The organism is Rhizobium sp. USDA 3886, from assembly GCF_056279785.1.
In genome coordinates, this window is the sequence record NZ_JBWCDC010000001.1 from 2,121,986 (window position 1) to 2,134,239 (window position 12,254).

Annotated in this window: 13 protein-coding genes; 8 read left to right on the forward strand and 5 right to left on the reverse strand. The window is 61.6% G+C overall.

Going from position 1 to position 12,254, the window contains the following annotated elements; all coding sequences use genetic code 11:
- The first annotated feature begins 8 nt into the window (after window positions 1–8).
- A complete protein-coding gene (gene ribB, locus ACZ9BX_RS11010) occupies window positions 9–1,112 on the forward strand; it encodes a 3,4-dihydroxy-2-butanone-4-phosphate synthase (RefSeq protein WP_476217819.1) in 1,104 nt (367 codons plus the stop codon).
- 285 nt (window positions 1,113–1,397) lie between these two features.
- Here the strand turns inward: ribB and ACZ9BX_RS11015 are convergent, their stop codons facing one another.
- The gene (locus tag ACZ9BX_RS11015) at window positions 1,398–2,594 is read right to left on the reverse strand and encodes a winged helix-turn-helix domain-containing protein (RefSeq protein WP_476217820.1); all 1,197 of its coding nucleotides are present in this window, start codon (window positions 2,592–2,594) and stop codon (window positions 1,398–1,400) included.
- Between the two features lie 98 nt (window positions 2,595–2,692).
- On the opposite strand from ACZ9BX_RS11015, the gene ACZ9BX_RS11020 reads away from it, so the two are divergent.
- From ACZ9BX_RS11020 to ACZ9BX_RS11030, 3 genes are read left to right on the forward strand one after another with little or no spacing between them, the layout of a single operon-like run.
- Window positions 2,693–3,367 carry an energy-coupling factor ABC transporter ATP-binding protein gene (locus tag ACZ9BX_RS11020; protein WP_476217822.1) on the forward strand — a complete coding sequence of 225 codons (675 nt, stop codon included), beginning with the start codon at window positions 2,693–2,695 and terminating at the stop codon, window positions 3,365–3,367.
- Entirely contained in the window at window positions 3,367–3,975 is a 609-nt protein-coding gene (locus tag ACZ9BX_RS11025; protein WP_476217824.1) for an energy-coupling factor transporter transmembrane component T family protein, read from the forward strand. Before ACZ9BX_RS11020 ends, ACZ9BX_RS11025 begins: the two co-directional genes overlap by 1 nt.
- 24 nt (window positions 3,976–3,999) lie before the next feature.
- Window positions 4,000–4,563, forward strand: coding sequence for a biotin transporter BioY (locus ACZ9BX_RS11030; protein WP_027507737.1), 564 nt, complete (start codon window positions 4,000–4,002; stop codon window positions 4,561–4,563).
- 9 nt (window positions 4,564–4,572) lie between these two features.
- Here the strand turns inward: ACZ9BX_RS11030 and ACZ9BX_RS11035 are convergent, their stop codons facing one another.
- Window positions 4,573–4,974 carry an acyl-CoA thioesterase gene (locus tag ACZ9BX_RS11035; RefSeq protein WP_476217827.1) on the reverse strand — a complete coding sequence of 134 codons (402 nt, stop codon included), beginning with the start codon at window positions 4,972–4,974 and terminating at the stop codon, window positions 4,573–4,575.
- A 167-nt stretch (window positions 4,975–5,141) separates the two neighbouring features.
- Between ACZ9BX_RS11035 and ACZ9BX_RS11040 the strand changes: the two genes are divergently transcribed.
- Together ACZ9BX_RS11040 and ACZ9BX_RS11045 are read left to right on the forward strand one after the other, a co-directional pair.
- Window positions 5,142–6,077 (forward strand): histone deacetylase family protein, encoded by a 936-nt coding sequence (locus ACZ9BX_RS11040; protein WP_027507739.1) that lies wholly within the window; start codon window positions 5,142–5,144, stop codon window positions 6,075–6,077.
- Between the two features lie 2 nt (window positions 6,078–6,079).
- Entirely contained in the window at window positions 6,080–6,331 is a 252-nt protein-coding gene (locus tag ACZ9BX_RS11045; protein WP_027507740.1) for an exodeoxyribonuclease VII small subunit, read from the forward strand.
- Between the two features lie 3 nt (window positions 6,332–6,334).
- On the opposite strand, the gene ACZ9BX_RS11050 is transcribed toward ACZ9BX_RS11045, so the two are convergent.
- Window positions 6,335–6,685 carry an HVO_A0114 family putative DNA-binding protein gene (locus ACZ9BX_RS11050; RefSeq protein ID WP_476217830.1) on the reverse strand — a complete coding sequence of 117 codons (351 nt, stop codon included), beginning with the start codon at window positions 6,683–6,685 and terminating at the stop codon, window positions 6,335–6,337.
- Window positions 6,682–7,113, reverse strand: a complete 432-nt coding sequence (locus ACZ9BX_RS11055) for a toxin-antitoxin system TumE family protein (RefSeq protein ID WP_476217831.1) — start codon at window positions 7,111–7,113, stop codon at window positions 6,682–6,684. The genes ACZ9BX_RS11050 and ACZ9BX_RS11055 overlap by 4 nt, the downstream gene beginning before the upstream one ends.
- On the opposite strand from ACZ9BX_RS11055, the gene ACZ9BX_RS11060 reads away from it, so the two are divergent.
- The gene (locus ACZ9BX_RS11060) at window positions 7,086–8,009 is read left to right on the forward strand and encodes a pirin family protein (RefSeq protein ID WP_476217833.1); all 924 of its coding nucleotides are present in this window, start codon (window positions 7,086–7,088) and stop codon (window positions 8,007–8,009) included. The genes ACZ9BX_RS11055 and ACZ9BX_RS11060 overlap by 28 nt on opposite strands.
- A 102-nt stretch (window positions 8,010–8,111) precedes the next feature.
- Window positions 8,112–10,028: a 1-deoxy-D-xylulose-5-phosphate synthase gene (dxs, locus tag ACZ9BX_RS11065; protein ID WP_476217835.1), complete on the forward strand. Its 1,917-nt coding sequence runs from the start codon at window positions 8,112–8,114 to the stop codon at window positions 10,026–10,028.
- Between the two features lie 99 nt (window positions 10,029–10,127).
- Here dxs and ACZ9BX_RS11070 read toward each other — a convergent pair whose 3' ends face one another.
- Window positions 10,128–12,053, reverse strand: coding sequence for a methyl-accepting chemotaxis protein (locus tag ACZ9BX_RS11070; protein WP_476219979.1), 1,926 nt, complete (start codon window positions 12,051–12,053; stop codon window positions 10,128–10,130).
- Window positions 12,054–12,254 lie beyond the last annotated feature (201 nt).

Genomic DNA, 12,254 nt, shown 5'->3' on the forward strand with positions numbered 1-12,254 from the left:
CTGCTCCCATGCCTTATGACCAGAAGCGTGTCGTCGATGCCATCCGGGCGTTCGAAGCCGGCGAGATCGTCGTCGTCATGGATGACGACGACCGCGAGAACGAAGGCGACCTGATCGTCGCCGCCGTCCACTGTACGCCGGAGAAGATGGCCTTCATCGTGCGCCATACCTCCGGCATTGTCTGCACGCCCATGCCGAAGGAAGAGGCAAAGCGCCTGAACCTCAACGCCATGGTGGCAGAAAACGACTCCGCGCATACGACGGCCTTCACCGTGTCCGTCGATTTCAAGCATGGCACGACGACCGGCATTTCCGCTGACGACCGGACGCTCACGGTGCGCAATCTCGCCAATCCGAATGTCGGTGCGGCCGATTTCGTCCGTCCCGGCCACATCTTCCCGCTCGTTGCCCGCGAAGGCGGCGTCCTGATGCGCTCCGGCCATACGGAAGCGGCTGTCGATCTCTGCAGGCTTGCCGGACTGCCGCTGATCGGCGTCATCAGCGAGCTCGTCAACGATGACGGCACGGTCACGCGTGGGCAGCAGGTCATCGATTTCGCGGAAAAACACGGCCTGAAGCTCCTCTCGGTCGCCGACCTCATTGCCTATCGCCAGCGCAAGGAAACTCTGATCGAACTCGGCGACAGCTTCGATATCGAGACGCCGTTCGGCAAGGCCAAGGCACATACCTACTCACTCCCCTGGGATCCGATGCAGCACCTCGCCGTCGTCTTCGGCGATATCCGCGACGGCATCGACATCCCGGTTCGCCTGCATCCGGAAAACGTCGCCGAGGACCTTTTCGGCAAGAAGAGCCCGGTCGACCACTACATGCAGAAGATCGCCGAGGAAGGTCGCGGCATCATTGTCTACCTCCGCGAAGGCTCCGTCGGCGTCGGCCATTACGACAATGGCCGCAAGAGCCGCAGCCAGGACCGCGAATCCCACGCCGAAGCCAAGACCCGCGAAAGCGAGTGGCTGGAAATCGGATTGGGCGCACAGATCCTGAAAGACCTCGGCGTCAGCTCGATCAGGCTGCTGACGAGCCGGGAGCGCCACTATGTCGGCCTCGAGGGCTTTGGGATTAAGATATCGAAGACGGAGATTTGGTGAGATTCAGCTAAATAGTGTTGGCTGAGATTTGGAGATCGACAAGGCGATTGCTGCGATAGGTTATCGAGAAGCTGTACGAATCGGGCTGCCGAAGGTAATACCAGCGCCGCCACTGTCCTATTAGGCTCCTACAGCTCTCGGTATTCTTAGTGCATAGGAAGCTAAGCGTGCGATCGGAAACGTTTGGTTGAACGCGTGCAAAATCGTTGTAATCGAGATGGTGTGCGCTCAGCCAAGCAGCTCGAAGAATGCGGCGAAACTCGATAGAAGCAAGCATCGCTTTTTCTAGCCTCTCGTGTACCAGCCGTCGAGAAGCACAACCCTCTCCACCCCGGCAAACTTTGCCACGCGCTCCAGTTCCGCCTGCAGCCTTTCCAGGCGCCCAGCAGACGCTTTTACGCCAGGCTCCAGCCATAGCCGCTTGACGTCCAGCGTCCCCTTCTTGCGATCCGCCTTCATGTCGATGCGGCCGATGAGCTTGTCGCCTTCGAGCAGCGGGAAGACGTAATAGCCGTATTCGCGCTTCGGCTCCGGCACGAAGACTTCGATGCGGTAGAAGAAGCCGAACAGGCGTTCGGTGCGGTTGCGGTCGCGGATCATCGGGTCGAAGGGGCTCAAGACGCGAATGCGCGCCGGTGCATCGGGATAATCGTCAAGCATCGACAGAAAATCCATAAAGGCCCAGGAAGAGCGCGGCTTGCCGCCGAGTGCCGGTTCGATCAGTATTTCGGTCAGTTCTTCGCGATGCGCGCTGACCCACACCTTCGCCTCGTCCGGCGAAAGCAGGTTCCAGAAAGCAGCAATCTCGCCATGAGTCGCAAAGCCAAGCCGCTTCAACGCGCTTCGGCAGGCCCAGTCGACAAACTCCTCGCGGCTAACCTCCGGCTCGCGGAACTCCGCCGGGATGACACGTTCGACCAGATCGTAAATCTTCTGGAAATTGGATCGGCCGGCGATCGCGAACTTGCCGGTGTGCCAGAAATATTCGAGTGCGGTCTTGTTGGGGTGCCAGTTCCACCAGCCGCCGGAGGTGTGGCCATCAGCCTTGATCTCGCGCGCCATGATCGCGCCGTCGCGCGCCACGCGCTCGTAGGTCTCATCGAAGGCATGCTCGAAGCCCTCACCGCGCCATTTGCGCCAGCGCTCGACAAGCACTTCCTCCTGGTGCCGGAACTTGTGCTTCCAGTATTTGAAGAAGGCGCTTGGCAGGATCGAGGCGTCGTGCGTCCAATGTTCGAAGAGCGCGCCGTCCTTCTCCAGGAGCGCGGTCAGGTGTTCGCGTCTGTATGTCTGATTGCGGGAAAAGAGGATCTGGTGATGCGCCCGTTCCACCGTCTGGATGCTGTCCACCTGCACGAAACCGATTTCATGAATCAACTGCAGCAGTCCCGCCTTGGTCAGGGCGCGGTTCGGCGGCGTGCTGAGACCCTGTTTCGCTAGGAAGACGCGGCGGGCATCGCTGTTCGAAAGGAGATTCGTCATGGGCACATCATATTCGGGAAAATGTTCCTAGCCACCCGGTTTTGCACTTTTGCCGCTGCGGTTATAGAACCAGCATCGGATTGTGACAGGGGAATGATTTGAACATCCGCTTTGAAGGAGCTGCAGTCACTTATGGGACGCGGGAGGCTCTCTCACCACTCACCCTCACCCTCACTGAAAACCGCATCGGTGTGATCGGCCTCAACGGCTCGGGAAAGACGACCTTCGCGCGGCTGATCAACGGTCTAACGAAGCCGACGACAGGACGGGTGATCGTCAATGGCCGGGACACGGCCACCTCCCATTCCGCCCTTCCTGATGTCGGCTTCATTTTCCAGCAGCCGCAGAACCAGATCATCCTGCCGATCGTGCGCGACGACATCGCCTTCGGATTGAAGGGCCGCGGCTTTTCGAAGGCCGAGATCGAAGCGAGGGTCGAAGCTGCGCTCGGCCGTTTCGATGCCGCCCATCTGGCAGCGCGCCGGGCACACGAGCTTTCCGGCGGCGAGCTACAGATCGCCGCCCTCTCCGCGGTTCTGGTGACCGGCCCGGATATCCTGATCCTCGACGAGCCGACGAACCAGCTCGACCTCAAGAACCGCGCACTGGTACAGAAGATCATCAAGGGCCTGCCCGAAAACGCCATCGTGATCAGCCATGATCTGGAACTGGTCGCGGATTTCGGCCGCGTCCTGCTCTTCCACGAGGGCAGGCTTGCGACCGATGCACCAGCGGCCGAGGCAATCGCGCGCTACCGGGAGATTACCTGCTGATGCAATCGCTTTATGTCGAAGGAAACAGCTTCATGCACCGGCTTCCGGCGCGCTCGAAGCTGCTTGTTCTCGCGATTCTCGGCATCATTCTCTTCACCACCCGCAACATTCCGCTGCTTTCGATCGGCATGCTGATGACAGGCGCCGTCTATTTCAGCCTTGGCCTGTATTTCGGGCAAGCGATCGCGCGGCTGAAGCCCGTGCTGCTGACAATCCTCGTCGTGGCGCTCTTCAGCTTATTGTTCAATCCATGGCACGGTGCGGTCGTGGCGCTTTTGCGGCTGACGGCGTTGATGCTCTTTGCGGCGGCAGTCACGGCAACGACGACGATCAGCGAGTTCATCGACGAGATCACGCTGCTTGCCCGTCCGCTGGAGCGAGCCGGCCTGGTGGCGGCGAACGACGTCGGCCTGGCGGTCGGTCTCGTGGTCCGTTTCGTGCCGGAAATTCTGAGCCGCTACCAGGCGATCAAGGAGGCGCATGCGGCGCGCGGCATCAAGGTGCGGCCGGTCACGGTGCTTGCGCCGCTCATCATTCTCACGCTCAGAGATGCGGATAATATCGCGACGGCAATTGACGCGCGCGGCGTCCGGCGGCATGTCAGTTAATATTCTGTAAACACGGAGCCCATGATGAGCACCCGCGACCTCGTTCTCTCAGCCCTCTTTGCCGCAATCATCGTGGCGCTCGGCATTCTGCCGCCGATCACGCTCGGCTTCATCCCGGTGCCGATCACCGCGCAGTCGCTCGGCGTCATGATGGCAGGCGTCGTGCTCGGTGCGCGCCGCGGCGCAATCGCTGTGCTTATCGTCCTGGTTCTGGTCGCAATCGGCCTTCCGGTGCTTTCGGGCGGACGCGGCGGCCTTGCAGCCTTTGCCGCGCCGACGACCGGCTTCCTCGTCGGCTGGCTCTTTGCCGCCTTCGCCACCGGCTATATCGCCGAGCGCCTCGTGAAGGCGGAGCAGTCCGGCCTGGTGCAGACGGTCGGGTTCTTCCTCGCATCCGCGATCGGCGGCATCGTCGTTCTCTATGCTTTCGGGATCGCCTATCTCGCGTTTGCAGCCGGCATAGGCTTTCAGCAGGCTTTCGTGGGCTCGATGGCCTTCATTCCCGGCGACGTGATCAAGGCATTCGTCGCAGCGCTTGCCGGCCGCGCCGTCATGGCGGGCTATCCGCTGCTGCCGGCTCGTACCTAGGATCAGGGGCTAATCAACGAAAGTGTAGAGCCAGTCGCGCGTCACTTCGGGGAGCGCGGCAGGCGAGAGGTCTTCGCGGTTGCGCGCCTGCCAGATGATTTCGACCTCGGCGGCGCGTTCACCTTCCGCCTCGACTGCAATCAGGAAGCCGACGGAACGGACTCCGATCTTGTCGACCGCGGTGGTGAATTCCACCAGTTCGTCGTAATACAAGGGCCGGTGTAGGATGCAAGAAATCTTGCTTGCAGTATAAATTGGCTCGCCTTCCACTTCCGGCCGAGCCAGCCAGAAATTTACAAGTACGGACTCGGCATAGGAAATATAGGACGAGATGAACATCTCGCCGTGCATGTCCACATCTCGAAACGGGACACGTATTTCCGCTGCATTTGAGCCGCTTGACTTTGCCATCAGCATCCCTGTCCTTGCTCCCTTGCTCTCCTGCTGAAAGACTAGCGCAATGCAAGCCGAAGTAAACGGTGGAGATGACGGGCTCACGACAGCGTGCGTGTTGAAATTGCCGCTATTCGCGCCATCTGGTGTGGAACATGACTGGGGCAAGCGATAAGAGTATCCGCATGAGCACCCGCCTTTACGAACACCCGATCTTTCTCGAGCACGTCACGCCGGCAGGCCATCCCGAGCGCTCGGACCGGATGCGGGCGATCAACGTTGCACTCGGCCATCCGAATTTCGAGCAGCTGGACCGGAAGCAAGCGCCGCAGGCAAGCGAGGACGCCGTGCTGCTTGCCCACCCGGAAGAGCATCTGCGCGCCGTCATGCGCCAGATTCCCGAAGGGGACGGCGAGATCAACCAGATCGAGGCCGATACCTATGCGAGCCCGAAGAGCCTACAGGCGGCGCTGACTGGCGTCGGTGCGGCCATGGCTGCTGTGGACGACGTCTTCACAGGCAAGGCCGACAACGTCTTCGTCGCCGCCCGCCCGCCCGGCCACCATGCGGAAAAGACGACGGCGATGGGCTTCTGCTTCTTCAACAACGCGGCGATCGCCGCCCGGCATGCGCAGAAACGCCACGGCGCCGAGCGTGTGGCGATCGTCGATTGGGACGTGCACCATGGCAACGGCACGCAGGACATCTTCTGGGACGACGCGTCCGTGCTCTTCTGCTCGACGCATCAGATGCCGCTTTATCCGGGATCAGGAGCGAAGGACGAAAGCGGCAAGCACGGCACGATCGTCAACGCACCGCTTTCGCCGAACGTGGGCAGCGATCATTTCCGCGAGGCATTCAAATCGCGCGTGCTGCCGGCCCTAGTCGATTTCCGGCCGGATCTCATCATCATCTCCGCCGGCTTCGACGCGCATCACCGCGATCCCTTGGCGCAGATCAATCTCGTCGGCGAGGATTTCGACTGGGCGACCGGAAGATTGCTGGAGATAGCCGACAAAAGCGCCTCCAACCGGGTCGTCAGCCTGCTGGAAGGCGGCTATGATCTGGAAGGGCTTGCCGAATCGGCGGGCCTGCATGTGCTTCGATTGATGAAGGGTTGAGTATGACTGACAGCGCCAAACCGGAGGTTTCCGGTCTTTCCTTCGAAGCAGCGGTTGCCGAACTCGAAAGCATCGTGGCCCGCCTCGAGCGCGGCGACGTGGCGCTCGATGAATCCATCGAGATCTACGAGCGCGGCGAAGCGCTGAAGAAGCACTGCGAGACACTGCTTTCGGCCGCCGAGAACCGCATCGAGAAGATCAGGCTCGACCGCGCCGGAAAACCGCAGGGCACGGAACCGCTGGACGGGGCGTGAGGCCTAGAGAGCGATTATAGTCCTGATTTCGTTGTAGCCTGCTCGCAGACCATCATGATCCCGTTCGACAAGGCCTGCCTCCGAGAGGATTTCCACATCTTCGTGGACGCGGCGATAATCGCGCTTCAGGCTTTTCGCCAAAGCGGAAATGCTCGTCTGAGGATTGCGGTGCAGATGGCGGAGAAGTTCAAGCCGCTTTGCAGTCATCGTTCGCGAGAAAGCCTCCCACCCCACGAAGGTAAGATGATCCTCAGTGACGGGTTCGCCCATCTCGGCCTTGTGCCAGGCATCAGCGACGCGCTTTGCGACATCCTCAAAGGAGGAGCCGATATGCAGTTCTATATCCTTGCTCATATCCGTTCTCCTCTCAGCTTTTCCACGTCGCTCCGGAAATCTGCGATCATCTGCTCGATCGAGATAAATCCATAGCGTTCTTCGTGCTGATCGTAGTGCCGGTGATCGCCCTTGCCCCGCTCATTGTCATAGCAAATCAAACGCAATGCGGGCTTTCCGTAGAAAAGCAAATACTTCAAAAAGTGCTTGGAGCCTGGCATTTGCGCCGGCACACGCCACACCTTGATATCGATGATCGCGCCGTCGCCAAAAACGATCCGTTCGCGAAAGACGCGCTCAGCCTTCACAGGTAGGTTATGACATCGTTCGCCATATGACGTCAATCGACATAAAGTTTTTGCTATCCGTGAATGGTCATTGCCGCTAGTTTCGCCCTTGCAGTCCCCTTCGGAGAACCGCCATGTCCTTCTTCCCCGGTAAAGACCCACTGCCCGGTGACGCCTTCGCCTGCGACGCCATCGAGAATCTGATCATCCCGCGGACCAGCGATATCGGCGGTTTTCAGGTGCGGCGCGCGCTTCCGACGCGGCAGCGGCGGCTGGTGGGGCCGTTCATCTTCTTCGACCGGATGGGTCCGGCGATCCTGAAGCCCGGCGAGGCGCTCGATGTGAAGCCGCATCCGCATATCGGTCTTTCGACGGTCACGTATCTCTTCGATGGCGAAATCCGGCATCTGGACAGCCTCGGCACCGAAAAGGTCATTCGCCCCGGTGACATCAACCTGATGACGGCCGGGCGCGGCATCGTGCATTCGGAGCGCACGCCCGACAATCTGCGTGGCCACCCGCTGCTGATGTCGGGGCTGCAGACCTGGCTGGCACTGCCGGACGACAAGGAGGAAATCGACCCTTCTTTTGTCCATACTGAGAAAAGCGAGATGCCGCTGATCGATGAACGTGGCGTGAGAGGGCGCGTCGTCATCGGCTCCTTCGAAGGCATGACGTCGCCGGTCAAGGTGTTTTCGGACACGCTCTATGCCGACCTCGATATTGAACCGGGTGCGAGGTTCCCCTTCGGCGCGGCTCATGAAGAGCGCGCCGTCTATGTGCTTTCGGGCGAGGTCGTCATTGCCGGCGACCGTTTTGCCGCAGACCAGCTGCTCGTCTTCCGGCCAGGCGACGCGATCACGCTCGAAGCAGGCCCTGCGGGCTGTCATCTGATGCTTTTCGGGGGTGCGGCCCTCAACTCCAGGCGCTACATCTGGTGGAACTTCGTTTCCTCCTCCAAGGAGCGGATCGAGAAGGCGAAAGAGGAATGGCGCACCGGCCGCTTCGATATCGTTCCGGGGGACGAAGAGGAATTCGTGCCTTTGCCTGAAGAATGAACTCCTTTAGAATTATGGGGTTGCGGTTCTTGAAATGCACTTGTTTTGCCGCAATCTAGTCGAATAAGCAAAGCCAAGAACCATAAGAAAGAGCTCCCGCCCGTGACACATCAGCCGAAAACCCCGCTGCTCGACCAGGTCAAATATCCCGCCGACCTGCGCAAGCTCGAGGATCGCGACCTGCCGCAGCTTGCGCGCGAAGTCCGGGATGAGATGATCGATGCGGTCTCGCGCACGGGTGGCCATCTTGGCGCAGGCTTGGGCGTCGTCGAGCTGACAATCGCCATCCACAGCGTCTTCGATACGCCCGAGGACCGGCTGATCTTCGACGTCGGCCACCAATGTTATCCGCACAAGATCCTCACCGGCCGCCGCGAGCGCATCCGCACGCTGCGCCAGGAAGGCGGCCTCTCGGGCTTCACACGGCGCGCGGAGAGCGAATACGATCCCTTCGGGGCGGCGCACTCCTCGACCTCGATCTCCGCCGGCCTCGGCATGGCGGTTGCCGCAGAACTCAGCAACACCGACCGGCGCGTGATTGCCGTCATCGGCGACGGCGCCATGTCGGCCGGAATGGCTTACGAAGCGCTGAACAATGCCGGCGCACTCGATGCGCGGCTGATTGTCATCCTCAACGACAACGACATGTCGATCGCCCCGCCGACGGGGGCCATGAGCGCCTATCTCGCCCGCCTCGCCTCGGGGCGGACGTATATGGGCTTCCGCGATTTCGGCAAGAAGCTGACGGCCTATCTCGGCGAGAAGGTCGACCGGGCGCTCACCCGCGCCGTCGAACATGCGCGCGGTTATGTGACCGGCGGAACGATGTTCGAGGAAATGGGCTTTTACCATATCGGCCCGATCGACGGCCATTCCTTCGAGCATCTGCTGCCCGTGCTGCGCAATGTGCGCGACAACGCCGAAGGTCCGGTCCTGATCCACGTCGTCACGCAGAAGGGCAAGGGTTATCCGCCAGCCGAAGCAGCAGCCGACAAGTATCACGGGGTCAACAAGTTCGACGTCATCACCGGGGCACAGGCCAAGGTGAAACCGAATGCGCCGAGCTATACGAGCGTCTTCGCCGAAGCGCTGGTGCAGGAGGCGACGCTCGACGAAAAGATCGTCGGCATCACGGCGGCCATGCCGAACGGCACGGGCCTGGACAAGCTCGCCGAGATCTTCCCTGCCCGCTGTTTCGACGTCGGCATTGCCGAGCAGCATGCCGTCACCTTCGCCGCCGGCCTTGCCACCGAGGGGTACAAACCCTTTGCGGCGATTTACTCTACCTTCCTGCAGCGCGCCTACGACCAGGTCGTCCATGATGTCGCAATCCAGGGCCTGCCGGTCCGTTTCCCGATCGACCGCGCCGGCTTCGTCGGCGCCGACGGCCCGACGCATGCGGGATCGTTCGACACGACTTTCCTTGCGACACTTCCCGGTTTCGTCGTCATGGCTGCGGCCGACGAGGCGGAGCTGAAGCATATGGTGCGCACGGCAGCGGCTTATGACGAAGGCCCGATTTCCTTCCGCTACCCGCGCGGCGAAGGCGTGGGGGTCGAGATGCCGGCGCGCGGCGAAATCCTGGAGATCGGCAAGGGCCGCATCGTCAGGGAGGGCACCAAGGTCGCGCTGCTCTCCTTCGGCTCGCGGCTTGCCGATTGCCTGCTTGCCGCGGAAGACCTTGAAGCCGCCGGCCTTTCGACCACGGTTGCCGATGCGCGCTTCGCCAAGCCTCTGGATCATGGACTGATCCGCCAGCTCGCCCGCCACCACGAAATGCTGATCACCGTCGAAGAAGGCGCCATCGGCGGCTTCGGCAGTCATGTGCTGCATTTCCTCGCGACCGAAGGGCTGCTCGAAAGCGGCCTGAAGGTCCGCTCGCTCACCATGCCCGATATGTGGATGGAGCAGGCAAAACCCGAGGTGATGAACGCCCATGCCGGCCTCGACCGCGCTGGCATCGTATCGACCGTCTTCCGCACGCTCGGCCACGGCGCCGCCGTGGGCGTCGCGGGCTGACGGCAAGCGCTAAGAAAGGCAAAGGGCAGTGCAGCACACACCGCACTGCCCTCATCCGACCCTTTAGCTACTTTCTCCCGCCTGGAGACGGGAAGCCAATCAGAATTCCGTCCAATCGTCCTGGACGGCCGCGGCGGTTGCCGCCTTGCCGCCGAAGGCGCTGGCGAGCTTGCTGGTCAGCGCGCGAGCAGGCGATGCGACAGGGCGGGCGCCGGATTGTGCGGCAACTGTACGGGGCGTGGCCGCAGGTGCTGTCTGGCCGAGCTTGAACTGTTGCAGCAGGGCGTCCAGCGCGTGGGCTTCTTGGGCGAGCGCGTGGCTTGCTGCCGTCTGCTCTTCAACCATAGCGGCATTCTGCTGCGTTCCCTGGTCCATGTTGTTGACGGCGGTATTGATCTCCTGCAGGCCGATTGACTGTTCGCGCGTTGCCGTGACGATCGCACCGATGTGGCGGTTGATCTCCTGGACCTCGCTCACGATCTCGGCGAGCGCCTTGCCGGTTTCATCGACAAGCGAGACGCCGGTGTTGACGTGATTGCCGGAGGTATTGATCAGCGCCTTGATCTCCTTCGCCGCGTTGGCGGAGCGCTGAGCCAGTTCACGCACTTCCTGGGCGACGACGGCAAAGCCCTTGCCAGCATCGCCGGCGCGGGCGGCCTCGACGCCTGCGTTGAGCGCGAGCAGGTTCGTCTGGAACGCGATGTCGTCGATGACGCCGATGATGTTGCTGATCTCGCTCGACGATCTCTCGATCTGCTGCATGGCGGTGACGGCCTTGCGGACGACATCGCCGGAGCGCTCGGCGCCGAAACGCGCACGCTCGACCAGATGGCCGACATCTTCGGCGCGCTTGGCGCTGTCGCGGACGGTCGTCGTAACCTGCTCAAGTGCCGCGGCAGTTTCCTCGACGGCAGCGGCCTGCTGCTCGGTGCGGCGAGCGAGATCGTCGGCGGCAGAGCGGATCTCACCGGCGCCAGCATTGATCGCGGAAGCGTTGCGGCCGACCGCTTGCAGCGCCGACTGAAGCTTCTCGGCCGCATGGTTGAAGTCGTTTCGCAGGCTGTCGAACTGAGCGGAGAACGGCGCTGCGATGCGGCTTGCGACATCGCCGTTGGCAAGGTTCGAAAGACCGCTTGCGAGGCCCTCGATCACGATGCGAATTTCGGCTGCCTCGCGGGCCTTCTCCTCGTCGGAGAGCTGGCGCTGGCGTTCGGCGTCGTCACGCATGCGGTCGGTCTCGCCGGAAAGGCGCTGCTTTTCGATCGCGGCTTCCTTGAAGACGAGCACTGATTTTGCCATCAGGCCGACTTCATCGCCGCGGTCGAGCGCCGGCACGTCGATATCGTTATGGCCAGCCGCCAAGCGCCCCATGGCCGCGGTCATGCCGACGATCGGCTGTGCAATGGTGCGCGACAGAAGCCATGCCAGCACGGCTGCGGCAAGCGATGCGGCGATGCCGCCCGCGATCAGCGTAAAGGTCAGATCCTTGTTGGCGTCGAGCTGGGATGCAGCAAAGGCCGCCGACTTTTCTCGGGCGACTGCCTTGATCTTGGCGGAGGCCTGACGGAACCCGTCGAGCTGTCCCTTGGTGGCGTTCACACCGATCTTGACGACGTCAGCGATCGGCGTCTCGGTTTCCTTGCGCGCCTTGGCCTGCGGTTCGGCAAGTTCGTGGAAATAGAGATCGGCGGCCTTCTGCATGCCGTCGATCATGCCGACCAGTTCCACCTCGCCTGCAGCAGTCTGCTTCGCGGCGGCAATCGCCTTCAGCATCCGCTCGCGATTGGCGAAGAGATCGCCATAGGTGCTGTCGCTGCGGAAGAGGATGAAGCCGCGCAGGTTGACGGCCTGCTCTAGCATCGCCTGCAGCGCATCGTCGATGTGATCGACGAGGAGCTGCGATTTCTCCTGTTCGGCGGCGGCAGCGGCCGAGGCGCTCGCCTTGCTGTACACATAGGCTGAGACGGAAACGAAGATGAGGATCAGCGCGGCAAATGTTGCGGCAAGCTTTCCCTTCAAGGACATGTTGGCGAACACCGGTCAACTCCTGACAAAAACGGCGAAGCGGGCCGCGCGGGACGCAGCGGCACAGCGAATGAAACTGAAACATGATCTGCAGGTGGAGGTTATGATGCCATCATGGCAGGAAACGGCCGGGTGGACCGCTGCAATCGCGGCAAAGTTACGTGGGCGGGCTTTAAATTTGTTTAATCCGCGCTGCATAAA

Coding starts and splice junctions, on each gene's coding strand:
- ribB (WP_476217819.1), top strand. CDS start 9: ATGCCTTATGACCAGAAGCGTGTCGTCGATGCCATCCGGGCGTTCGAA.
- ACZ9BX_RS11015 (WP_476217820.1), bottom strand. CDS start 2,594: ATGACGAATCTCCTTTCGAACAGCGATGCCCGCCGCGTCTTCCTAGCG.
- ACZ9BX_RS11025 (WP_476217824.1), top strand. CDS start 3,367: ATGCAATCGCTTTATGTCGAAGGAAACAGCTTCATGCACCGGCTTCCG.
- ACZ9BX_RS11030 (WP_027507737.1), top strand. CDS start 4,000: ATGAGCACCCGCGACCTCGTTCTCTCAGCCCTCTTTGCCGCAATCATC.
- ACZ9BX_RS11035 (WP_476217827.1), bottom strand. CDS start 4,974: ATGGCAAAGTCAAGCGGCTCAAATGCAGCGGAAATACGTGTCCCGTTT.
- ACZ9BX_RS11040 (WP_027507739.1), top strand. CDS start 5,142: ATGAGCACCCGCCTTTACGAACACCCGATCTTTCTCGAGCACGTCACG.
- ACZ9BX_RS11045 (WP_027507740.1), top strand. CDS start 6,080: ATGACTGACAGCGCCAAACCGGAGGTTTCCGGTCTTTCCTTCGAAGCA.
- ACZ9BX_RS11050 (WP_476217830.1), bottom strand. CDS start 6,685: ATGAGCAAGGATATAGAACTGCATATCGGCTCCTCCTTTGAGGATGTC.
- ACZ9BX_RS11060 (WP_476217833.1), top strand. CDS start 7,086: ATGTCCTTCTTCCCCGGTAAAGACCCACTGCCCGGTGACGCCTTCGCC.
- ACZ9BX_RS11070 (WP_476219979.1), bottom strand. CDS start 12,053: ATGTCCTTGAAGGGAAAGCTTGCCGCAACATTTGCCGCGCTGATCCTC.